At 58.3% G+C, this 21,969-nt stretch carries 27 protein-coding genes and 2 pseudogenes; 17 read left to right on the top strand and 12 right to left on the bottom strand.

Annotated features, from left to right (window positions below; genetic code table 11):
* Positions 1-2 precede the first annotated feature (2 nt).
* The gene (locus NKI37_RS16450) at positions 3-239 is read left to right on the top strand and encodes a phosphatase PAP2 family protein (protein ID WP_280790681.1); all 237 of its coding nucleotides are present in this window, start codon (positions 3-5) and stop codon (positions 237-239) included.
* Between the two features lie 176 nt (positions 240-415).
* Here the strand turns inward: NKI37_RS16450 and NKI37_RS16445 are convergent, their stop codons facing one another.
* Genes NKI37_RS16445 through NKI37_RS16420 form a run of 6 tightly spaced genes read right to left on the bottom strand, consistent with a single transcriptional unit; the run spans position 416 to position 5,966 of the window.
* Positions 416-1,486: a phosphatase PAP2 family protein gene (locus NKI37_RS16445; RefSeq protein ID WP_050590881.1), complete on the bottom strand. Its 1,071-nt coding sequence runs from the start codon at positions 1,484-1,486 to the stop codon at positions 416-418.
* Positions 1,487-1,511: 25 nt separating this feature from the next.
* Positions 1,512-2,051 carry a prepilin peptidase gene (locus NKI37_RS16440; protein WP_023708256.1) on the bottom strand — a complete coding sequence of 180 codons (540 nt, stop codon included), beginning with the start codon at positions 2,049-2,051 and terminating at the stop codon, positions 1,512-1,514.
* 1 nt (position 2,052) lies between these two features.
* Entirely contained in the window at positions 2,053-2,592 is a 540-nt protein-coding gene (locus NKI37_RS16435; protein WP_023708255.1) for a tetratricopeptide repeat protein, read from the bottom strand.
* Between the two features lie 51 nt (positions 2,593-2,643).
* Positions 2,644-3,594 (bottom strand): type II secretion system F family protein, encoded by a 951-nt coding sequence (locus NKI37_RS16430; RefSeq protein WP_023708254.1) that lies wholly within the window; start codon positions 3,592-3,594, stop codon positions 2,644-2,646.
* 18 nt (positions 3,595-3,612) lie between these two features.
* On the bottom strand, positions 3,613-4,584 hold the full coding sequence (locus NKI37_RS16425) for a type II secretion system F family protein (RefSeq protein WP_023708253.1): 972 nt from the start codon (positions 4,582-4,584) through the stop codon (positions 3,613-3,615).
* Positions 4,584-5,966: a TadA family conjugal transfer-associated ATPase gene (locus NKI37_RS16420; RefSeq protein ID WP_023708252.1), complete on the bottom strand. Its 1,383-nt coding sequence runs from the start codon at positions 5,964-5,966 to the stop codon at positions 4,584-4,586. Before NKI37_RS16420 ends, NKI37_RS16425 begins: the two co-directional genes overlap by 1 nt.
* A gap of 530 nt (positions 5,967-6,496) precedes the next feature.
* Between NKI37_RS16420 and NKI37_RS16415 the strand changes: the two genes are divergently transcribed.
* The 10 genes from NKI37_RS16415 (at position 6,497) to NKI37_RS16370 (ending at position 14,673) form a co-directional block, all read left to right on the top strand.
* The gene (locus tag NKI37_RS16415) at positions 6,497-6,709 is read left to right on the top strand and encodes a Flp family type IVb pilin (RefSeq protein ID WP_023708251.1); all 213 of its coding nucleotides are present in this window, start codon (positions 6,497-6,499) and stop codon (positions 6,707-6,709) included.
* Between the two features lie 95 nt (positions 6,710-6,804).
* Positions 6,805-7,842, top strand: coding sequence for a Flp pilus assembly protein CpaB (gene cpaB / locus NKI37_RS16410; RefSeq protein ID WP_023708250.1), 1,038 nt, complete (start codon positions 6,805-6,807; stop codon positions 7,840-7,842).
* A gap of 50 nt (positions 7,843-7,892) precedes the next feature.
* Entirely contained in the window at positions 7,893-9,338 is a 1,446-nt protein-coding gene (locus NKI37_RS16405; protein ID WP_023708249.1) for a type II and III secretion system protein family protein, read from the top strand.
* Positions 9,339-9,342: 4 nt separating this feature from the next.
* Positions 9,343-9,624 (top strand): hypothetical protein, encoded by a 282-nt coding sequence (locus tag NKI37_RS16400; protein WP_023694789.1) that lies wholly within the window; start codon positions 9,343-9,345, stop codon positions 9,622-9,624.
* A gap of 70 nt (positions 9,625-9,694) precedes the next feature.
* Positions 9,695-11,212: a TadE/TadG family type IV pilus assembly protein gene (locus NKI37_RS16395; protein WP_081725392.1), complete on the top strand. Its 1,518-nt coding sequence runs from the start codon at positions 9,695-9,697 to the stop codon at positions 11,210-11,212.
* Between the two features lie 7 nt (positions 11,213-11,219).
* The gene (locus NKI37_RS16390; protein ID WP_031196329.1) at positions 11,220-11,711 is read left to right on the top strand and encodes a TadE/TadG family type IV pilus assembly protein; all 492 of its coding nucleotides are present in this window, start codon (positions 11,220-11,222) and stop codon (positions 11,709-11,711) included.
* Complete coding sequence (locus tag NKI37_RS16385; protein WP_023708246.1) at positions 11,705-12,340, top strand: TadE/TadG family type IV pilus assembly protein; 636 nt, start codon at positions 11,705-11,707, stop codon at positions 12,338-12,340. The genes NKI37_RS16390 and NKI37_RS16385 overlap by 7 nt, the downstream gene beginning before the upstream one ends.
* Positions 12,337-13,500, top strand: coding sequence for a CpaE/TadZ family protein (locus tag NKI37_RS16380; protein WP_023807450.1), 1,164 nt, complete (start codon positions 12,337-12,339; stop codon positions 13,498-13,500). The genes NKI37_RS16385 and NKI37_RS16380 overlap by 4 nt, the downstream gene beginning before the upstream one ends.
* The gene (locus NKI37_RS16375; protein WP_023708244.1) at positions 13,484-14,083 is read left to right on the top strand and encodes a L,D-transpeptidase; all 600 of its coding nucleotides are present in this window, start codon (positions 13,484-13,486) and stop codon (positions 14,081-14,083) included. The genes NKI37_RS16380 and NKI37_RS16375 overlap by 17 nt, the downstream gene beginning before the upstream one ends.
* Positions 14,080-14,673, top strand: coding sequence for a hypothetical protein (locus NKI37_RS16370; RefSeq protein WP_023708243.1), 594 nt, complete (start codon positions 14,080-14,082; stop codon positions 14,671-14,673). The genes NKI37_RS16375 and NKI37_RS16370 overlap by 4 nt, the downstream gene beginning before the upstream one ends.
* A gap of 21 nt (positions 14,674-14,694) precedes the next feature.
* On the opposite strand, the gene NKI37_RS16365 is transcribed toward NKI37_RS16370, so the two are convergent.
* Positions 14,695-15,234, bottom strand: a complete 540-nt coding sequence (locus tag NKI37_RS16365) for a hypothetical protein (RefSeq protein WP_023807451.1) — start codon at positions 15,232-15,234, stop codon at positions 14,695-14,697.
* Between the two features lie 229 nt (positions 15,235-15,463).
* Here NKI37_RS16365 and NKI37_RS16360 point away from each other — a divergent pair.
* A protein-coding gene (locus NKI37_RS16360) for an IS630 family transposase (protein WP_155927170.1) occupies positions 15,464-16,409 on the top strand; the annotation gives its coding sequence in 2 pieces (ribosomal slippage) (positions 15,464-15,799 and positions 15,801-16,409; 945 coding nt in all).
* A gap of 484 nt (positions 16,410-16,893) precedes the next feature.
* Here NKI37_RS16360 and NKI37_RS16355 read toward each other — a convergent pair.
* The 3 genes and pseudogenes from NKI37_RS16355 to NKI37_RS16345 form a co-directional block, all read right to left on the bottom strand.
* A pseudogene (locus NKI37_RS16355) lies at positions 16,894-17,108 on the bottom strand (IS30 family transposase); the annotation flags it as partial.
* A gap of 816 nt (positions 17,109-17,924) precedes the next feature.
* Positions 17,925-18,491: a hypothetical protein gene (locus NKI37_RS16350; RefSeq protein ID WP_023807453.1), complete on the bottom strand. Its 567-nt coding sequence runs from the start codon at positions 18,489-18,491 to the stop codon at positions 17,925-17,927.
* A gap of 15 nt (positions 18,492-18,506) precedes the next feature.
* Entirely contained in the window at positions 18,507-18,650 is a 144-nt protein-coding gene (locus NKI37_RS16345) for a hypothetical protein (RefSeq protein WP_023694776.1), read from the bottom strand.
* Positions 18,651-18,700: 50 nt separating this feature from the next.
* Between NKI37_RS16345 and NKI37_RS16340 the strand changes: the two genes are divergently transcribed.
* The 5 genes from NKI37_RS16340 (at position 18,701) to NKI37_RS31945 (ending at position 20,666) form a co-directional block, all read left to right on the top strand.
* Positions 18,701-18,856 carry a DUF6894 family protein gene (locus tag NKI37_RS16340; protein WP_023709647.1) on the top strand — a complete coding sequence of 52 codons (156 nt, stop codon included), beginning with the start codon at positions 18,701-18,703 and terminating at the stop codon, positions 18,854-18,856.
* A gap of 520 nt (positions 18,857-19,376) precedes the next feature.
* The gene (locus NKI37_RS16335) at positions 19,377-19,580 is read left to right on the top strand and encodes a CsbD family protein (protein ID WP_023673385.1); all 204 of its coding nucleotides are present in this window, start codon (positions 19,377-19,379) and stop codon (positions 19,578-19,580) included.
* 159 nt (positions 19,581-19,739) lie between these two features.
* Complete coding sequence (locus NKI37_RS16330) at positions 19,740-19,919, top strand: hypothetical protein (protein WP_023708236.1); 180 nt, start codon at positions 19,740-19,742, stop codon at positions 19,917-19,919.
* Between the two features lie 54 nt (positions 19,920-19,973).
* Entirely contained in the window at positions 19,974-20,264 is a 291-nt protein-coding gene (locus NKI37_RS16325) for a helix-turn-helix domain-containing protein (protein WP_031196332.1), read from the top strand.
* A gap of 84 nt (positions 20,265-20,348) precedes the next feature.
* Positions 20,349-20,666 carry a Y4oE-related protein gene (locus NKI37_RS31945; RefSeq protein ID WP_502896402.1) on the top strand — a complete coding sequence of 106 codons (318 nt, stop codon included), beginning with the start codon at positions 20,349-20,351 and terminating at the stop codon, positions 20,664-20,666.
* Between the two features lie 433 nt (positions 20,667-21,099).
* On the opposite strand, the gene NKI37_RS16320 is transcribed toward NKI37_RS31945, so the two are convergent.
* On the bottom strand, positions 21,100-21,405 hold the full coding sequence (locus tag NKI37_RS16320) for a hypothetical protein (RefSeq protein WP_023708233.1): 306 nt from the start codon (positions 21,403-21,405) through the stop codon (positions 21,100-21,102).
* Positions 21,406-21,862: 457 nt separating this feature from the next.
* Positions 21,863-21,969: pseudogene (locus tag NKI37_RS16315) on the bottom strand (ATP-dependent DNA ligase); the annotation flags it as partial.

The raw sequence follows: 21,969 nt of genomic DNA, 5'->3' as shown, positions 1-21,969 counted from the left end.
CGATCGGGAGCGGCATATCCGCCATGCCAAGCTTCCATGTCGCCATGGTCACGCTTAACGCGCTGCTGCTTGGCAGCATCAACCGGCCGGCCGGCATCTTCGCCTGGCTCTACGTCGCAGCGATCATGTTGGGCTCGGTCTATTTCAGCTGGCACTACGCCATTGACGGCTATGTCTCGATCATCCTGATATGGCTGATCTGGCGTGGCACGGGAGAGTTTACAGGCGCAAAGCAATAACAGGTTATATTTCAACGGAGCCACCCGTCGAGTGGCAAGCGCTGTTTAGCCTCGATGCCAAGTCTGCATGTAGCCATGACGCCGCCCCTCAACGCGCGTTGTTAGGCGATTTGTTGGTGGAAAGGTGATCTCGTTGGAATAGGAGGTAGCCGTGTACAATCGCGGTACAAGCAGGCTCAGTTTGTTTCGACCCGACGATCTTTCATACCGATCCGAAGGCCAGGCTGGGCGTTCGACAGCCACCCTGCAATAGCCCAGATGATTGGCGTCATCAGCATGGAAGCGTATCCATCGACCGCATAGTGCCAGGCCAAGTGCACCGAGCCCAGCTGGATTGCGGCCAGAAACGCAATGCTGACCCAGCGGAGCAAACGCCGGAAACGCCAGAGATAAATCGCGTTCAGGGTCGCGACAGCCACGTGCAACGACGGAAATGCTGAAATGCCGCTGCCCAAGCGTGGACCATCAAACCCGGCATCGACCAGCAGATAATTTTGCGTAGCCAGCGCCGAGACGGGATAGGTCAAATTGGTCGACTGAAGGTAGTCCATCAGGGGAGAAAAGGTACCATCGCCGTAAAAGGGCATAAAGAATGCCGGCCCAACTGAAGCGAAGGCTGCCGCCAAAACGTTACCTATCAACACCCAGGTAAGGACAAACGCGACCAGAAACTGGGAACGCAGCCGTCCATTCCCCGCTGAAAAAGCGACGCAAAACAAAACGATGAAAACCTCGGCAAACCAGAGATTGTAAAGAACGTTCAGCGAAAAGGTGACAGGGCCAAAGCCAAGCACAGGATGAAAAAACCTCCATGCATCGACCCCGCCATGAATTGCTCTGTCGATCGCCACCAGGGACGTGTCGGCGTAGAATGGTTGGATCCTGTTGAGTCCCCCCTTGATGCTGGTGAACATCGAGAAAAAGAGCGGGATGACGAGCGCAACGGGCAGTCCGAATGCAATTCGATCCGGCAGGTTGTTGGCCAGCATGAGATCCTTCATGGCACGCAACGGTTGCTCCGGCCGTTGAATAGTCAACCGAACCAGGACTACAGCGAGAAGGATCAGGGTTACGGCTGCCCCAAAAAATAAGAAATTCTTATTATATATTTTCAAGTTTATGACGATGTTCCAATGCGCCGCAGCAATAAGCGCCAGTAGAACATAGGCGAATACCGTCACGAAAAATGGCTGATTAGCGCGCCACGCCTCCGAAGTGGTACGGATCGCCAGCCGCGCTATCGACATGGAAGAAAATCTCCGGAACCAAGCGCTAGTTAAGCTGCCGCAGTATCCCAGAACTGCCCACCAGCGCCAGAGTGGCATAGATTTGGAACGCTATCGTGCAGATCGCAGCAGCTGAAATCGGCACGCCAAAAGGCACGACGCCCTTGCGGTCCAAGTGCTGTATATAGACCCGAAACGCGCCTGCCGGCAGCATGAAAGGGTTTTTCATGATCGCCACTGTGGCGACGGCGAAAACCAATAGCAGCACCGAGAACAGGGCGAGACCGTTTCCACCGGTCAGAAACGGAACGACCGCCATCAGCTTGACGTCGCCGGCTCCGACCTTGCGCAAAATCCAGAACGGAAAGAGCGCGACGAACAGCACAAATCCGGCGACCGCGCTCAATCCCATATCCCACCACGATCCACTAGCTATGGAAACAAGCTGAAGCGATCCCAGCCCGAGACACAAGAGCAGCAGCACATCACGGTTGGATATCTTCTGCGCCGAGAAGTCTATCCAGGCGACCCATGCCAGCAGAGGGATCACAAGCGCCTTTATCGACAGCGACGCGGCAAACAACATCCTACCGCTCGATGTTCTGCACGCTGGACGACAGCAGCTTCAGATTGTTGACCACAGTCGGGTCATTGGGCGCCAGCTCGTAGGCCTTGAGGAAATTGCTGCGCGCGTCCTGCAGCTTGCCGCGCAGCAGAAAGGAATAGCCGACATTGTTGTAATATTCGGGCGTCGCACCCGACAGCTTGAAGGCCCGGCCATAGGCCCGATCGGCAAGGTCGAAGCGATGGATCCGGTCGCAAGAGGCGGCCAGTCCCATCCAGGCGCCGCCATCATTGGGGGCAAGCTGCGTCGCCTTGAAGAACAGTGCGCCGGCATTGCCGTAATTTTCTGCACGAAACTGGTTCTTGGCCTCCGCGACGGCCTGGTCCGAGGCGTAGTATTCAACATCGCCGACCGTCTTCAACCCGTCGAATGCATCGCCAAAGGACGTTACGTCGCCTTTCGACGGCTCGTTGGTTCGAACGACGCCGTCCGCTCCGTTCGTCTGGCAGCCGGCGAGTGCCGCCATGAACAGGCAGGCCACCACTGCAATTGGCCTTTTCATACAATCTCCCCGAGTCCCCCGACCGATATTAGGAACAGAGCATATAGGCAACTAGAAGAAAATGCCCTTCATGCGAATGATCACCGGCAGCATGATTACCATCATCACCACCGGAAAGATGCAGAGTCCGAGTGGGATCATCATTTTGACAGGCAAGGCGTTGGCGCGCTCTTCCGCCTGCAGAATCCTCTGGCTGCGCATCTCCGCGCTGTAGACACGCAGGGCGTCAGTCAGGCTGGTGCCCAGTTCTTCCGACTGCCGGAACAGCACGGCCAGCGCCCGCGCCTCGTCAAGGCCGATTCGGTCAGCCAGTTCGCGAAGCCCTTCCCGAAGTGGCTTGCCGGCGCGCAGTTGCAGATTCATGATCGTGAGCTGAATCCCCAGCCATTTGTGCGTGGCCGCAAGTTCCTGGCTTACCCGTTCGACCGCGGCCTCGAGGCTCATACCGGCGTCGGCGCAAGTGATCATCATATCCATGAAATCAGGGAAGGCGCGACGATAGACTTGTTTCTGTGCATTCTCGAACCGGTCCAGCATGATGCTGGGAATAACAATGCAGGCTAACCCAAGCAAGGCCGAGCCGCCGAAAGTTACGAATCCCGGCAGTCGTGGGGGCAGCACCCACGACAGCAGGGCATGCATGACCAGAAAGCCTAAACCAACGGCGCCGAGGCGACAAACCGTGTAGACGAGCGGCGCGCCCGCTCGATAAAATCCAGCGCGGAAGAGTTTCGCCTCCAGAGCATTGGGCTCGGTGCGCTCTTTCTCGATCGACCTGAAGTAAGCGTCGACCGGCTTCTGCGCCGCGATCTTGGCGAGGCGCTCCCGTCCCAGGATCGATCGCGGATCGACAGAGCCTTCGCCCAAAAGGCTGTCCGCAACCAGCTTCCGGGTTTGCAATGCCGGCAGGAAGACCAGCGCCGCAAACAGGAACAGCGCCACCGCCGACGCGAAGACTGCGATGGATACAAAAAAGGTCAGGTCGTCGGTGTTCGAAAACAGATTAATGACTGGCTCCTGTCAGAAATCGAAATTAACCATTCGATACATGATGTAGTCTCCCAACAGCGCCCAGCTTCCAAAGATGACGAATGCAGGCGTAATGAGAGGACTACTCCAGACTTTGCCGTAGTAGCTGGGTGCGATCAGCCAGAGCGCCCCAAACATGACGAGCGGAAACAAGGAAATGATCCAGGCCGAGGCCCGGCCTTCGGCCGACAATGCCTTGATCTTCAACCGCAGTTTCTGGCGTTCCCGCAGCACGGTTGAGAGATTTGCCAGGATTTCGGTAAGATTGCCGCCGGTCCTCGCCTGAATAGAAAGGGACACCGATAGCAGATTGAGTCCCTCGAAGCCGACCCGTTGCGTTAATTTTCGCACTGCCTGCTCCATGCTGAGTCCGAAAGTAATCTCGTCGGCGACGATGCCGAATTCGGTGCCAAGCGGGTCAGGGATCTCGCGGGCGACGAGACCTATCGCAACTGAGGCAGGATGGCCCGCGCGCAAGGAACGAACGATCATGTCCAGTGCATCGGGCAATTGCTTGGCGAATTTCCGAATCCGTTTGTTACGTGCCCGGCGCAAAACAAGAACAGGCAAGGCAAAGCCCACCACGAGAAAGATGATGAAGGCTGCCGGCGCCGAAACGTGCAGGAAAAGCCAGAGGAGCAAAGCCAACGCGAGGCCGGCCAGGAAAAACGAGGCTGCGAAGGTCATCGGGTTTCCGGTGATGCCGGACTGGGTATAAAGCCTGTTCAGCGAGACAAAGCCGAAGATGAAATCTCCTGAATCGGTCAGGCCGCGTTCTCGCAGCAACCCTTGCAAGGTTTTTTCCGCGGGCGCTTCATCAGCGAGACGACGGAGCCGGTGGTTCACCGCCACGAGTCGGGAGCGGCGACCGGCCAAAGAAAGGTAAAGGGCTTCGCCGGCAAGGATCACCGAGGCTGCCGCAAGCATGTAGATAAAATAAAGGAGCGCCTGTCCACTAAGCATCAGAGGGCGACCTGCGGGTTGAAGGCATCCTTGCCGAAATGGAGCCCCAGCGTTGCGGCCTCTGGCGCGAAGCGCGGGCGGACACCGGTGGCGCGAAAATCCCCGATGATCATTCCATCCGCAGCTACATCGCGCCTCACGAAGTGATAGATTTCCTGCAGTTGGACGACATTGCCTTCCATCCCGGTAATCTCGGAAATCGACGTTACGCGCCTGCCGCCATCGGCGAGCCGCTGCGTCTGCACGATGATGTCGATGGCTGAGGCAATCTGCGCCCGGATGGATTCGTGCGTCATTGGCATGCCGGCCATGCCGACCATCTGCTCCAGCCGCGAGATCGCGTCGCGCGGCGTGTTGGCATGGATGGTGGTCATCGACCCCTCATGGCCGGTGTTCATGGCCTGCAGCATGTCAAAGGCCTCCTCGCCGCGAACCTCGCCGACGATGATGCGGTCCGGCCGCATGCGAAGCGCGTTCTTCAGCAGTTCGCGTTGACGAACCTCGCCTCTGCCCTCGACATTCGGTGGCCGCGTCTCCAGACGACCGACATGCGGCTGCTGCAGTTGCAGTTCCGCCGCGTCCTCGATGGTGATCAGGCGCTCTCTGGCCGGGATGTAGCTCGAGAGCGCGTTGAGCAAGGTCGTCTTGCCGCTGCCGGTGCCGCCCGAGACCAGGACTGACTTGCGGGCCTGGACGGCGATCCGCAGCAGCTCGATCATTGGCGGGCGAATCGAATTGAACGTCATCAGGCGCTCGAGCGAATATGGATTCTTGGAGAATTTGCGGATCGACACCAGCGGGCCGTCCACGGAAATCGGTCGCACAGCGATATTGACGCGCGAGCCGTCCGCCAAGCGGGCGTCGACCATAGGCGCCGACTCATCGACGCGCCGACCGATAGCCGAGACGATCTTGTTGATGACACGCAACAGATGCGCCTCGTCGCGGAAACGGATAGCCGTCTCCTCGATCACGCCGCGCCGCTCGATGAACACGCGCTCATGCGTGTTGATGAGGATGTCGGTGATGGAGTCGTCCTTGAGCAGCGGTTCGATCGGCCCGAGGCCCAGCATCTCGTCAGCGGTGTCGCTGGTCAGCTGATCCAGCTCGCGGGCGTTTAGCGGCACGGCACGAGTGCGAACGAACTCGCGCACGATCGGACGGATCTCGTTCAGTATCTGGTCCTTGGAGGCTGTTTCAAGAGCGGACAGATTGAACCTGTCAATCAGGTGTCGATGCAGCTCGACTTTGAGCGTCAGAAAATCATCGCCATGCGGTTCAACTTCAAGCGGCGGGGCTGGTGCCGATACGCTTGCTGGCACCGGCACTTGCTGCTGCAGCGCCTGCGGTTCACTCGGTCCCTTGATAAACCGCCCCAGCATAATCCCTTATACCCCCGCTAGCCCCTTATTAGCGGAAACTAAACGTTAACCAAGCGAGGCACAAGCGCTGGAGGGTCTCACGTGAGGCCAATGCTTTCAACATAGTTAAAGAGGACGCCAGAAAAATATCGTTTTATTTCGACCCGCGCGCTTAACCCTCTACCCAACTTCCACCTCACGGGACCTTTCATGCCGAAACAAATGAGATGCGGGTGAAAAATCTCCGTAAACCCTTAGATATAAAGGAATATGCAGGTATGCTAATACTGCTATCGTTTTGCCTTGGCTGTGGCCAAATTGTGAACGAATGGTTAAGGAGGATTGAAAAATCAGCAGAATCAAGCTCTTGTAAGAATTCAAGTCGCCCTTGAACTCGCGAGCATAGGTATTGGAAGGTTAAGGAATTGTTAATCCCGTTTGACTCTGCTTTTTCGCGAGCCTTAGGATTGAGGTGACGGGGGATGCTTGGGTATGGAGTTCATCCTGGCTCTGTCTCGTCGGGTTTGAAACCTCCAGAGGGAGAAATTGACATGAAAAAGCTCATGACGATGACCCGGCAGTTCCGCGACGACGAAAACGGCGCTGCTATGGTCGAATATTCTATCTTGATCGGCATCATCGCGGTGGCCTCTATCGGGTTCATCATCGGCATTGGCATGTGGGTCACGGGTCGTTTCTCGGGCCTTTGCACCGCCATGAACGATTCCGGTATTGGCACTTGCGCCAGCGGTGCCGGTACTTGATCGCTTGATCGGAATCAGGCCCGGGTTATCCAACCCGGGCCTGAATTCAGTCGTGGCGGGCGAATTCCCGCTCTATTGGCTGGGGGCTTGGGGTTATGCGCGCCAACACACTTATTATGATAGTCCTCGCCGGCGTCTTCGGGGTGCTGGCGGTCGTGCTGATCAACATCTGGCTCGCTGGCCAGCGTAGTGCTTTGGCTCAATCAAACGGCAAAGGCAATACGATCGTTGTCGCGGCACTGCCGCTGAAGTTCGGCGACACATTGAGCGCCGACAAGTTGCATGAGATCGCTTGGCCCGCGGGCGCAGTCCCGGCTGGAGCGTTCAAGACCACCAAGGAAGCCTTGGCCGGCAGTGGCGCAAGGCAGGCGCTGCAAGCGATCAGCACCAATGAGCCGATCCTCGGCAGCAAGATTACCGGTCCAGGCCAGCGCGCCACACTTTCGGCGGTGCTGGGTGAAGGCATGAAGGCCGTATCCATCCGCGTCAACGACGTGCTTGGCGTTGCCGGCTTCGTCTTCCCGGGCGACCGGGTTGATGTGCTGCTGACGCGCTCGGTGCGCGGCGATGACGGTGCGGACAAGAGTTTTGTCGACGTTCTGCTGCAGAGCATGAAAGTGCTCGCCGTCGACCAGGTCGCTGACGTAAGCAAGGACAACCCGACGGTTGTGAAGTCGGTGACGCTTGAAGCCACCACAAAGGACGCGCAGAAACTGACGCTGGCCGCCGGTGCGGGGCAGTTGTCTCTTGCACTGCGCCAGGCTGCCGCCAACAAGGGCGAGACAACCGAACGAGTCACGCTTTCCGACCTGAATGGCGAGACGCCGGACGATGTCGCAAAGAGGCAGGCCGAACTGGACAAGCAGGCCGCAGCCGACGCCGCAGCCGCAGCCGAACGCCAGCGCGCAGCTGACAAGATCGCCGGATTGGAAAAGGCCGTGGACAGGGTGGGAACCCAGCTCGACGAGTTGAGCAAGGTCAAGCCGGTGCCGGCCGTGGTGACGGCACCCGCATCAAAAGAAGTCGTCAAGGAAGTTATCAAGTATTTGGAGCCGGAACCGCCGAAGAATGTTACAGTGGGGGTCTTTCGCGGCGTGAAGCTTGAATCCTATGACGTGCCGCGACAACCATAAAGGGATGCGGCGAAGCGGGGCAGCCGGCGGCAGCAGTTTGGGAGATGGGGATGCAGGGGTTTTGGATGAGGGTAGCGGCGGCCGCACTGTCCTGTTTGGCTGCGCTGCTGACGTCGATTGCGGCGGCTGAAGCAGCCGACCGTTTCATCGACGTATCGAACCCGAGCGTCCATCGCATCTTCCTGCCGACGTCACAGTCTGTGACGCTACAGGTGAGCGCCAATCTCGGCGATATCGTTGTCGGCGACGAGAAGATCGCCGATGCCCAGCCCATGACCGACCGAACGCTTTATGTCATCGGCAAGAGCGCCGGCACCACTACAGTCAATCTCTTCTCTCCGGAAAAGCGCTCGCTCGGCGTCATCCAGATCGAAGTCGGCGTAGACGTCAGCGACATGGCGCAGGCGATCCGCCAGGTGGCGCCCAGGGCGCGCATCGAAATCGGTTCGATCAACGGCAAGGTGAGGCTTGGCGGTCACGTCAAGGACGGCGCCACGCTGGCGTCGATCCTGGAAGTGGTACAGCAGTATGGCCCCGACGCCATCATAAATTCCGTCATCGTCGACGACAGCCAGCAGGTCAATCTCGAGGTGCGCGTGCTGGAAGCCAAGCGTAATGCCGGCCGCGATCTCGGCGTTTCAATCAGGAGCACGAATGGCAGTGGCACAACCCGTACAGGGACAGGCATTGCCGCCGCCGACAAAGATAACGTAGTGCTTGGCCCGGGCGATCTGCTCAGTGGCCTACTGTCGACCAGCAATCCCTTCGCGGCACTGATTACCCGCGTCATTGACAGCAACATCAAAGTCGACCTGATCATTGAAGCGCTTGAGGCCAAGGGCGTCGTGCGCACGCTGGCAGAACCAAATCTCACCACTCTGTCCGGTGAGCCAGCCAGCTTCAACGCCGGCGGCGAAGTGCCTATCCGTGTCGTGGGCAATGATGGCCAGATAACCATCACGTATAAGCAATTTGGCGTCAATCTGCTGTTCACGCCGGTCGTACTCGACGACGGCAAGATCCATATGAAGCTGGCGCCGGAAGTGAGTGACCTCACCGGTTTCACCACCGCCGGCGACCCGATCTTCACCAACCGCAAGCTGGAAACCGTCGTCGAACTCCGCGACGGCCAGAGCTTCGCGGTCGGCGGGCTCCTGTCCAGCAAGACCACCAAGTTGCAGAACCAGGTGCCGTGGCTGGGCCAGGTGCCGGTCATCGGTGCGCTGTTCCGCAATTCGAGCAACCAGAAGGAAGAGACCGAACTGGTGGTTATCGTCACGCCGCACATCGTCCGGCCGGTGAAGCCTGGCGAGCAGCTGGCGACCCCGTTCGACAAGACACGGCCGGCCAATGACCCGGAGTTCTTCATCCTTGGTCAGCTCGAGGTGAACAAGGACATGATCCGAAAATATGAAACGGGCGACGGCGTCACCGGCCCCTATGGCCACATGCTGGACTTTAAATCGAAGGACAAGATGCTCTATGTCAAGAAATAGCGCCTTGATCCTCTTTCTGTGCGCCGGCGCCCTATCGGGCTGCGCCGCGGACTATCTGAACCACTACGACACGGTCACCCTGGCCGCCGGCGACACGCAAAAATTCAATTCGCTGGCGCAGACGGTGGATCCGTTCAATCCGAACGCGAAGAACACACATATCGAAGGCGACGGCGCCCGGGCAGCCGCTGTTGCACAGGGCTACAAATTTCCACCGCCACCACCGCCACCGCCTGCGATAACGGTCAATGTCGGCGGGTCGGGTGTGACCAACGGAGCGAATTGAACAGAAGGATGCGGTTGCATTGCGCCGGGCGAGCGAGGGGCCTGGTGCAAAGGAAGCAGAGAGTAAGGTCATGTTGGGGACCATTAGGGCGTTCTGGAATGATCAACGCGGCATAGCGATGATCCTTGTCGCAATCATGCTGCCTGTGCTGGTTGGCTTCGCATTGTTGGCAATCGATATGAGTCGGGCCTACGGACTGCACAATGATCTTCAGAAGGGTGTCGATGCGCTTGCGCTTGCGACAGCCGCGGAACTGGATGGCAGATCGGATTCGATCACCCGAGCCAACCTGGCGGCGTCCACTCTTCTGACCGAGCAGAAGACTAAGTTTTCGACCGTAGGCGATCATACGCTCGCCCTGTCTGACGTGACCATCAGATATCTGACCGGAATACCCGCCAGCGACGACACCAGGTTAGACGCTAGCGGCGTCGACTCCAACGGCGTAACATGGGCCAGCACCGATCCTAAAGTGGTGTCATTCTCCTTGGTGACTGTGAATGCTTCCGGCCTCACTGATGGTGCGGGTGCCTTCGCAACGATCTTTCCAGCAAGCTTTATCGGCAGCAACGACACCATGGACATCCGGCCACAGGCCGTCGCCGGGTTCAAGCAATCGATCTGCGAAACGGTCCCGCTGTTCATGTGCAACCCGTTCGAGACGAAAGACCCCTCGACCAGCAAGACCATCCAGCAGGCTTTCGCATCAGGTGACACCTATGGTCGCGAATTTCGCATCCTGAAGGCCGGCAACACCCCCGGTCCCGGTAATTTTGGCCTGCTCGACAACAACCTGACCTCGCTACGCGACGCCATAGCGATGGGAACGGCTGGCACTTGCTACAGCCGTGATGCGATTACCACAAAAACCGGTGTCACCTTGGGTTCGGTCAACACTGGACTGAACACGAGGTTCGATCTGTACAGTGGCTCTCTCAGCAAGAACATGAAGGATTGGGCATACCGGCCGTCGAGCAATGTACGCAAAGGCCAGAAGACTGGCTGCACCAAATACGACCCCGTCGTGGATAACACTGCTTTGCCCCTTCCTCCTGGCACCAACTACGTCGACGCGAACGGCATGTCCGACAAGATCACAGCGCAAAACTTCTGGACCAGCTACTGGTCGGTCAATCACGGGACGGCCTATCCAAACGTCCCCAGCGCAACCAATCCGACCGGCAGCAAAACTGCGCCTGCCTCGCGATACGACGTCTACCAATACGAGATCTCGAAAGGCCTCGTCGGGGACAAATCGAAAGCGCCGACCAAAGAAACCGGCACGCCGTCATGCTACAAAGGAGACAACCCGACGCCGGACCCCGACCGACGGCTACTCAACATGGCAATTGTCGATTGCTACGCCAACACCGCCAAGATCAACGGTCACATCGCGATCAAGCCGGATGGCTATGCGAGCGTATTCGTGAACACTCCAATTCAAAAGCAGGATAATACCAAAGACCCCGACGACCCTTCGGCTGGTGAAAAACCAATCAGCCTGGAGATCGTCGACGTCGATGGCGGCTTTGCCAACAACACTCTGGTCGACAAAGCATTCCGCAACGAAGCCCAGCTGTACCGGTAGAGCCGACATGACCAAGCTTGGCCACATCATCAGGCGGTTCCAGGGCGACGAAAGGGGCGCCGCCTTGGTGGAAGTCGCGATTACCGTCCCGTTCGTATTGCTGCTATCGGCCGGTGTGTTTGAATTCTCCAATATTCTGAACACGCGCCTGCTCCTTGCAGCAGGCGTCGAGGATGCAGCTCGCTACATGGCGCGATGCAGTAGCGACTGGGACACTTGCAAGGGGTGGGCGCAAAACCTTGCTGCCAAAGGGGCAGTCGTTGGCGGCAGTGACAGAGTGTCTGGATGGCTTCCTGCGACAGTTAACATTACCCCTACGTCTACGCCTGCGACCGATGTATCCACGGGCGCCCAGCTTTATCTCAGCAACACGAGCATGGTCGTCGTCGTAAACGTCAGTACATCCTATGCTTACCCGGACGTTGGATTCTTTTCGTATCTTGGCTTTGGTGCCCTTACCCTCAGTGTCTCCCATCAAGAACGAGTCATCGGATGGTGATGGGAAACCAAAGGTTTTGCGCGGAGCAGTCGGGCACCGCGATGGTCGAAATGGCCATCGCTCTGCCATTGCTATTGACGCTTCTGCTCGGCTTCGTCGATTTCGGCTACGCCTTTTACCAATGGAACGCGGGAAACAAAGCTGTGCAAGCTGGCGCAAGACTGGCGCAAATTTCTGGTCCTGTCGCACTCGGCCTTCCATCTGAAACGATAACGCAGGCCGATGTGACCAAAGTCGGCACCGCAGTGCCGGCCGGCACGTACGATTATGTCTGCACTGCAAGCACGGCAGGTGTCGCCTGCTGCAGTATCGGAGGAGGCTTGTGCCTACCCGCGAATGCGAGCCAGGCCTCGTTCGACGCAATTTATGACGGCACGGCCAACCGTGCCGGAATGGAAGACTACCTGCCGATGCTTGAGAAAGCGCAGGTGCGGATCGAATACGCCGCCTCCGGCCTCGGCTACTGGACGCGCCCCAGTGGCCCGGTCCCGACCATCACGGTCAGCATCACCAATCATCCCTTTCAGTTTTTCTTCCTGGCCGGGCTGCTCGGATTCGGAAACATCACCATGCCCTCCATGCTGAGCACGGTTACGGGCGAAGACATGAAGAGCACGTGGACACCATGAACGCCATCAACACCAAGGTTACACCGACCAAGCGAAAGCAGGTGGCGCTGTTCTCGTCGGATGCGAATTTCAAGCGCGATGTGGCGACGCGCCTCGATGCGCTGGCGATCTACGACGTCAGGGTTTCCGAGACCGGCGACTTCCTCGGGGGGCCGCCTGCGGACACCCGCCCAGGCATCGTCATCCTCGACCTCGGCAATGGCGAGTTGCTCGGAAGGCCGGGCATCGTCGAAGCGCGCGCCCTTTGGGCGACCGTGCCGCTGATCGCGGTCTCCGACGAGCTATCGTCGGAGCAGACCCGCGTGCTGGTGCGCATGAACGCTTCGGACTGGCTGCACAAGCCGCTCGACGGCAAGGAACTGCTGAACGCCGTGACCTTCCACGACACCGGCAACCAGGGAACGAAAAGCCGCATTATCACCTTCATCAGCGCCAGCGGCGGCGCCGGCGCGACGACGCTCGCTTTGTCGGCGGCCGAATTCCTGGCGTCGAAATCGAAGGAACGCGGGGCTTCCACCTGCCTGGTCGACCTCGATTTCCAGAGCGCCAATTGCGGCGCCTATCTCAACCAGTTCAACCAGTTCGACCTTGGCGGCATTATCGGCCAGCCGGAGAGGCTCGATGTCGAACTGATGGACGTCATCAAGCTCTCACGCCCGTCCGGGCTGACGCTCTATTCCTTCGAGAGGCCACGGTTGCCGTTCGAACCGCAGGGCAGTGACTTTGTCTTCCGGCTGCTGGACCTAGTCGCCTACCGGTTCGACGACATCGTCATCGATCTGCCGAACATCGAGACGCCTTGGCACAATTCGGTGCTGTCGACGAGCGACGAGATCTTCATCGTATTCGAACTGAACGTCGCCTCGCTGCGACAAGGCAAGCGGCTCTACAAGAAGATCCGCGAGTTGCGTGGCAATGCTGTCAGCATCACGCTGGTCGCCAACAAGCACAAGCGCAAATGGTTCGGCAACCACTTTTCGCGCAGCGAACTCGAAAAGATCTTCAAGGCGCCGCACATCAAGTCGGTCGCGCTGGACAATGCGCTTCTCACCGATGCGTTGAACCGTGCTATCCTGCCTGCCGAGGTGGATGGACGTGCGCGCTTCAACAAGGACCTCAAGCGGATGTTCAAAGAGCGGCTCGATGACGCTGCCAAATAGGGGGCGGCCAAGTAGGTATCGGATTGGCCCGGGATTGGCCTGCGTCATGAGCATTGCGCTGATGATGCTGGTCCAGGATTTCGCCAGCGCACGATCGGCACTTTCGGATCGGCCGCCGCTGCCGGCAATGGGACCCAGCCTGCGCAAGACTGTTGCCTTCGAGACGACAGAACAGCCCGGAACGATCGTTATCCGCAAGGGCGAGAAAGCGCTTTATCTGGTGACCCGACAAGGCCAGGCGCTTCGCTATCAGATCAGCGTCGGACGCGACGGATTTGGCTGGACCGGAGTGGTCGAGGTGGGGGCGAAGACCGAATGGCCGGAATGGCGCCCACCCCGCGAAATGCGCGCCCGCCAGCCGGACCTGCCGCAAATAGTGCCTGCCGGTCCTTACAACCCACTTGGCGCCAGGGCGCTTTATCTGCTTCGGAACGGGCGTGACACGCTCTATCGGATACACGGAACCAACGATCCCAAGGGTGTTGGCTTCGATGGAACATCGGGGTGTTTTCGCCTTACCAACACCGATGTGATCGATCTCTTCAAGCGCGTCGCGATCGGCGCAAAGGTGGTGGTTCAATGACGATGATCAGCGAACCGGACATGCCGGCAATCGAGATTGGGACAGCAACCCACATTGGAGAGCAAGCTGCCGTTGTGAAACCGAGCGACAAAAGCATTATCGGCGCGGTCATCATCGGCACGTCCCTGCTCACTTTGGTGAATATGGTAGCCGCAGTTTATCTCTACCGCGGTATCAGCGATATGCGGTTTTTGGAAGGGCGGCTGGAGGAACTCGGGACGTTCGAACAACGAATCGGCGGCCGGTTGGACACGGTCAACAACGGTTTTCAAAGCCGATTTGAAAAACTGGACACTCAATTGCAGAGCAGCTTTGGCGAAATCAACCGGAGCATAGCCCGGCTGGAACAGAACCAGCCTATTGTCCATGACGAAATCACGTCAAGCGCAGCGGAACCTTCCGTCGACACGACCAGCAGCATGGCGGAGGCGCCTGCTGTTCTCGATGGTGAAGACGCCACCGAGCCCAGCGTCGTCGATACACCGCGTCCGCCCAAAAGGAGGATTGCAGCTGCAGCGCCTGCCCCAAGCCCCGACTACCAGCGCATAGAGCAGGCCGACGGCAAGGTTTACTACCGGAAGATCAACTAACGTCGGAAAAATGGGGCTGCCTTAGAGATCTCGCTGCAGAGCAACAAGCCTCGCGGCCAGCGCCCCGGATCGCTCTTGAGCTTCCCTGAGAAAGACAACATGACAGTAGGCGCATGCTGTCAGACCTAGAACCAGTACAAGGCTGTTCTTCAAGGTGAAATCGACCATTAGCGAGAAGGGAAGCCCCCCGGGTACCGTGAATGAGGCGATCGTGCTCGCTGTTTCGGAATGGCTGGTGACGGCGATCATCAACCCGGCGAAAAGCAGGGCGACGTGATTGGCAAGAAAGAAGAAGGCAGCCGACCTTCGTATGCGGCACGCCGACCAGCAAACGATCGACGCGGCTGCCAGCATGGAGACATCAACGACCATCGACGACCCGAGATAAAGATCGACCTGTTGCCAGAATATCGTCGACAGCGGCCTTAGTTCAAGCCAAAACCGCCACATTGTGGGACTGGCCGGATATGCTCCCAGCAAGAAAGTCGCCATGCGCTCCCCTGCCAAGATCAGCAGGATCAGAGCTGGGAAGGCAAAGAGCATTATCGACTTGCGCTTCATGTCACCCTCAACCATCTTGCCTTCAAGATAGATTGCAGAGATTACGCGAGGCTTAACGGAGCGGTGGTGATTCTGTGGTGGCGCGGCTAGTCGGGCATGGCAGCCTGCAAGAGCCATTCGCGTATGGCGCAGCCATTAGAGCGGTTCACGACTTGATGGAATCGAAGGGGATTCCCGCTTTGTCGATTTTGTGATTCAAGATGCTGGCTGGAGTGGAGGCCAGCATCTGATGACTCGACCCCTTTCCAATGAGCTTCGCGAGCGGGTTGTGGCGGCGGTTTTGAGTGGTGAAAGCCGCCGGTCTGCCGCCAAACGGTTCGGTATTTCGGTTTCGGCCGCGGTGAAGCAGTTGCAGCGCCATGGGACTACCGGCTCGGTGGCACCGGGCAAGATGGGTGGGCATCGCAAGAGGGTGCTGGAGCCGCACCGTGCCTTCATCGAGGCGCGTATACGTGGGACGCCACATCTGACGCTGCACGGTCTGAAGGATGAGTTGGCCGGTCGCGGGGTCAAGGTCTCGCACAACGCAGTGTGGCTGTTCCTGCGCCGCGAGGGGCTGAGCTTCAAAAAAAACGCTGTTCGCCCTTGAGCAGGCGCGCACTGATATTGCCCGCAGGCGCCAGCGATGGCGATCTTGGCAGACCGGCCTTGATCCGCAGTGCCTGGTCTTCATCGATGAGACGTGGATCAAGACCAACATGGCTCCGCTGCGAGGCTGGGGGCCGAAGGGCAAGCGGCTGCGCGGCTTGGCCCCGCACGGCCACTGGCGCACACTGACCTTCCTTGGCGCGCTGCGCTGCAATCGGCTCGCGCCTTGCGTCTTCGATGGGCTAATCAACGGCCAATGCTTCCGGGCCTATGTCGAGCAGCAGCTCATCACCGTGCTGAAGCCCGGCGACATCGTCGTCATGGACAACCTGGGAAGCCATAAGTCGGCCGCCATCAGGCAGATGATCAAGGCTGCCGGCGCAAGGCTCTGGTACCTGCCACCTTACTCTCCCGATCTCAATCCAATTGAGCAGGCCTTTGCCAAGATCAAACATTGGATGCGCCAGGCTCAAAAGCGCACCGTCGAGGACACATGGCGTCACATCGGCCACCTCGTCGAAACCATCGAGGCAGCCGAATGCAGGAACTACTTCGAAAACGCCGGATATGCTTCCGTCAAAACGTGAAGGGCTCTAGTTGTTTTGGCTGAGGACGAGCGTAACCACCTTAGGCTCGGCTCGCTGCAGACATCGTTCCGGAATATTGGGCCACATCGCCTTGGCGCATCGCTGATCTTCGCCTGGGGCCGTCGCAAGCGAGAGTTCTGCGTTACCGGCTTCGTCTGCGGTCGACAGGAATACCTGCGTGGCGAGCGCAGTCGCCATAGATACTTGGACGAGGATAAGGGCGTAGGCAAATCGTCTGATCATCTGCTCGCAACGTTCAATCCGCGAAGTGGTTCCAACGTCGCGACCCGCCGATGTAACCCGATCACGATTCTCGAGCCTGCGCCCTGCCCGTCCTCAGCTTTCCTAAGGACAACCCTTCGTCATCTCCTAGCTCCACCTCCTGAGGCAAGATCTCACCCATAGATCCTATCCAAAACCGTTCACTTCCAGACCAAGGCAAGGTTTGCCTCAACGGCCGATATGAAGCGGTGGGTTCAACCGGTCATCGCAACACGTTCCGTAGGCTATCGGCCGGCGTTTCGAAGTCCAGGGTTTTTCGGGGGCGCTGATTGAGACGCAGAGCGATGGCGTCGAGCTGGTCCTGCGAGACTTGGGAAAGTTGGTTGCCCTGGGGAAATACTGCCTGAGCAGGCCGTTGGTGTTTTCGTTGCTGCCGCGTTGCCAGGGATTGCGCGGATCGCAGCAGTAGACCTGTAGGTAGGCCCCACGTCGGCCCAATCACTATGAATTGGCTTCGCACCAAAAATCCATGTGTGAGATGTAAGGCAAGAACCCCCATCGGAGTCCGTGAGTTCGGCCTGGAGGATGATACCACCCCCGAACAGGCGTCATCGATCATACTGAAAGATGATGCACGACAGTGGCCAGTGATCGGCGCGAAATCCATGATCGGAATGCTCGAACACGAGACCGACGAGACCGCGAAACAGTAGTCTCGCTCTGCTTCAGCGCGTCGCTCGCTGATTTCGTCAAGTTGCTCGCTTCGGGGGAGCTTCCAATCCTAGACGAGAAGACTGATCGCCGGCGAAAGCCACGGCATCTGCTTCATATTCGAATGCTCGGGAATACGTTTCACCGTTCCTCCCTATGAGGCGAACAACCCATTCGCCCAACGAATGGCGGATCTCTAGGAAGAGGGAAGACGAAGACGGCGGCCGGTACGTGACGCTGTCCAATGCCCTCGGGAGGCCTGTCCCGCCAAAATCGGCTCCATCGGAGGAATGAACTTCACGCATATGCACTGACTCCCGAGACCGCGAGTCAATTAGCGCGTGCTTAATTAGTTCCAGAACGTTTTAACGAATCGTTGACCGCGCTGTCCCATTATAGGACGGCGCGGTCAAATCCCAACCTTGGCTGCGCAGGCGGCTTCGGCATTGAGTTCCACCCCGAACTGTCGGAGCCGCCACCCACATTCCACAATTTACCAGCAATGGTTGAATCAACCGTTACTGCACGTGCTTTCAATGGCGCTTCCCTGATCGTTAGACTTTGACGGAACAAACAGGGGATTCACAGGTTCGGCGTTCCGAGACTCGACCGATGGAAGCGATTATCTTCGATGACATCGCCAACGCCCTCAGAGCGCCCCGCCAGGACGTGTGGCGCCCTGTCCGGCGCCTTCGCCATCGTTATGGCAGGCAAGCTGTTCATGGGCCTCGCTATCGGCCTAGGTGTTGGCTTTGGAATGGGTGCTGGCTGGTTAGCGTAGATCTGCCCCGGCGATGCGCTGCGTGAATTCCGCTCGACTCCAACAACAGCCTCATCGTTCGTTTCGACTGTTCCGCACGCGCCGCCGTCATCGCAGGTCCAGAACCAAGTGCCTGCGGCTGGGCCGTGCATCATCTTCAGGATGCGGCCGACCTTTTCCTGCTGGAAAGCTGCGGCGAAATCGAAGGGCGCCGTCTGCCCTCCTATGACGGTCCGCGACCAGGCCAGCCACACGCGAGCACCCCGGCCGAGCACGAAATTGAACGCCTCATCCTGCTTCTCGAACGTCTGAAGAATTGCGCTGCCGTCGACGACCTGAAAGCCTCGTTGATAGGCGAAGCGGACGGTAAGGCGATCAGCTGCTGGCATGGCTCCGAATATCCTTCAATCTTCCTCGCGGAAATCCTGCAGCGATGCATGACGCAGGTCATCCTCGCCGCGCAGGTGCTTCACGCGTCCAATGAGGCCCGGCTTGACCCATTGCGTCGCCGGCCGCTTCATAATGCCCTTGTGCGCCGTGGCCGTCACCCGGATTCGGGATCGAGGAAACCTTTTCCAAGCTTCGCTGTCAGGGTTCCATGGCCCGCTTCTTCTTCGATCTAACCGACAACGGAACCCCTTACCCGGACACCGATGGCACCGAGCTTGCAAGTCTGGACGCGGCTGAAGATGAGGCGGCAAGGGCACTGTTTGAAATCGTGAAAGACCAGGTGCCGGGCGGCACATTCCGATGACAGACCGTTGGAAGCCTGACGATTCATACCTCGAAAGCGCCCGCCGGAACCACGCCGGACGGTCGGCGAACTCAACTCCCTACGTACGACCATCGACGAGACACGCCGCGTCCTGGCTGCGTCAAGGAAGCTCTTGGATGGCCGAGCGCAATGACCCTACCCAGCCGCCTAGTTAAGGCGGCTTCTATGGAATCCGCTCATCTTTCGTCGCCAGCGCGCTAGCCGGTCCGTCAACCGGCTACCCACAGAAGCAGTGCGACACCGATCCCATAAGGGATCAGCAATGCCGCGCGACCCAGATGCCCGGATCGGCGAGCACCTGCATTTCCTTGCGAAGCTGTTCCATTGCACCCAACGGCGAAAGGCCCGCTGTGTTCCAAAAACTGAAAAGGCCGGCGCCCTCAAGCTGGCGATGGGCATTAGGTTCCATTGCTAGATCACGAGCAGGCGCGCTTACCTGCAGCGGAACCTGACGGCCATACGACCGTTGTTCGAAAGGACAACGAAGGAGATCGCCATCATGGATTGGAATCGCGTCGAAGGAAATTGGAAGCAATTCAAAGGTAAGGTCAAGGAGCAGTGGGGCAAGCTCACTGATGATGATCTCGACCGCATAGCCGGCAACCGCGATCAGCTCGAAGGTACGATCCAGGAACGCTACGGCATTGAGAAGGATCGAGTGCGGCGAGACGTCGACGACTGGTATGGTCGGCAAGACTCGTAGACTAGCACAGTTGGACTAGTCAAATAAAGGGCGCGTCATGAACCGCGCCCTTTTCGCGTTTTTGGCATCCGTCCACCGTTCGGCTCGGCCTTGAACAAGCGATTTTTGGGAACGTGCCGGCTTCCAGCCGCGTTGATCTCCACAATGGAGGTCCTAGCAATGTCCATCCACAAAGAAGACTATCGAACGAACAAAGCTGACTACCTGATAGCGAAAAGGCCAGATCTGGTTGAGAAGACCAAGCCGAAAAAGAAGACGTTGCGGCGTGACGATCAGCGTTCCGCAAAGTTATTGGAAAACCCTGCCGCGTTACGCGAGAGGCCGGCCTCACGCCGTTAGAAATCGCAGAAGGTCAAGAGGAACATTTTAGCGATACTGAATGTTCGACTGTCTATGGACAGCCGAACCGTACTCTCAGCGGACCAATCTAAAGCAGCACGAGCCCTACTGAACTGGTCGCGTGTGCGACTTGCCGCAAAGGCCAATCTTAGCGAAATGGTGATCAGCGATCTTGAGAACGAATTCAGGAAACCGCGTCCCCACAACCTCGCCGCCATCCGCAAAGCGTTTGAGGATGCCGGAATCGTCTTCACCGTCGAAGGCACTCCATCGCTAGCCCGCTCAGAAGGTGATAGCGGCCTCGCCACCGACAATAGACAGTGGCGCCGGCGGCAGAGAAAATAACAAGGGCGAAAAGCCTACTCAGGAGCGTCTTAGGCTCGGAACTCATACCGGAAGGCTCGCAATACGGAGCGCTGATTTACGGCTTTGAAGATTGCCGATCTCGTCGACCAAGGTCAGGCCGCTCAATCTGCGATCGAACTCTATGGGATGGAAGCACCGACCGCCGTGGCGCACTGCGCTTTGGAGGCACACTTCGACGGCCGACCAATGACTTCCGCTTTGGTGCGATGTCTTTCACCAACTGAGAAGACCAAACTGACGGAACTTTTGCCGCGGAATCGTGTTCGTTCGAGCATGACCAGAATAGCAGACCTTGGCCCACGCATCCCCGGCAAACCACATTCGCCGGCAGACGGACAAGACCGTTTCGACCTATGGCCCGATATGCGACCAGCAGGTTGACCGCCGCGACTTCCGTCAAGTGATGTGGCACGAGCAACCAGATCACGAGCCGCTTGAATTAGACGCTTGGGAGCGCGCGAAATGCCGAAATACCATGTCGAGGAAATGGCCGGCGAGACCGTGACGGCCACCCACATCGTAGGACATCTTCGGGCGGGGTATTCGGGTCAGCCGCTTTCGCATTCAGCGCGTCGAGCGCCGCTTTGGCGTCGGCAACCGCCTGATTAGCGGCATCGAGCGCCGATTGAGCGTTCTTGGCTATTGCCGACTGTGTCACGAAAGCCTGCACGCCAGGTAATCGGGCGGAAACACTTACCCAACCGTAGGGTAAGGGCCGCTATCTAAAAGCCCGCCAACCTTTCGGTGGGCGGGCCTCCACTGTCGGAACTGGAGAGTGTCATGTCGACAGCTCCGGCACTTGCGAACGGTTTGGTTAGTGGCGCCAGATCAGCAGGCAGAGCTGGCGCAGGTCACGATCATAAACGCCCCGGCTCTCGATCACGTCGATGCAGCGCTTCTTGAACCGAGTGATTTCGGCGCTCGACATAGCGTCGACAATGCGAGTCAGATCCGTATTGGTCGGATTGTCGGGGGACTCGGTTCCGACAGTGGCACCGCTCGTGCCAATGGGTGCAGTGGTTCCGTCGTCGCCAACTGCGGCGTTCGCCGGCATGCAAAGATTTGCGAGAACGGCTCCAATGGCCATGCTTCCCACCAGGATCTCAAAAATCTTTGTCATAATGCGCCTCCAAGGATGTCAGCCCCTTTTCCAAACCAAGGCCGGCGGTGTTTTAGCTCGCAACCAGCGCAACGGTGTGGTCGTTGAGTGCTTGATTGGGTATTGATCGAAAAACGGGAACGCGATCAGATAGGCGTATCGGCGGTAAGATGTGCCATGCGGAAACCTCCGCTGTCGGCATTAATTATGATCGTGACCACGACATCCTCCAAACCAGATCCGGGTGAAGGTGCTGAAAGACATAGCTCACTAGAAAGCACGAGTAGATGAATAAATGTCTAAAAACTCCATACCTATTCTTGGCAATGACAGTGACGAAGTGAATTGTGTTAGGCGTTCTTAGCCGTGTTAACCGTTGACAAGCGTGAGGCGAGTTCCTGCGGTATCGCGTTCAGCTCCGCCTTTGCGGCGTTAGGATGCGCGCCTCTCGCAAAAGCGATGACCAGTTGTGTAGCTGCTATTTGTTCTCCTCGCGGAAGTCCTGCAGCGATGCATGCCGCAGGTCGTCCTCGCCGCGCAGGTGCTTCACGCGGCCGATCAGCCCCGGCTTGACCCATTGCGTGG

It is taken from the genome of Mesorhizobium sp. M0626 (assembly GCF_040320665.1).
Taxonomy (GTDB): Bacteria; Pseudomonadota; Alphaproteobacteria; order Rhizobiales; family Rhizobiaceae; genus Mesorhizobium.
The sequence above is the reverse complement of the archived record's forward strand: the minus strand, read 5'-3'. Positions and strand labels throughout refer to the sequence as shown.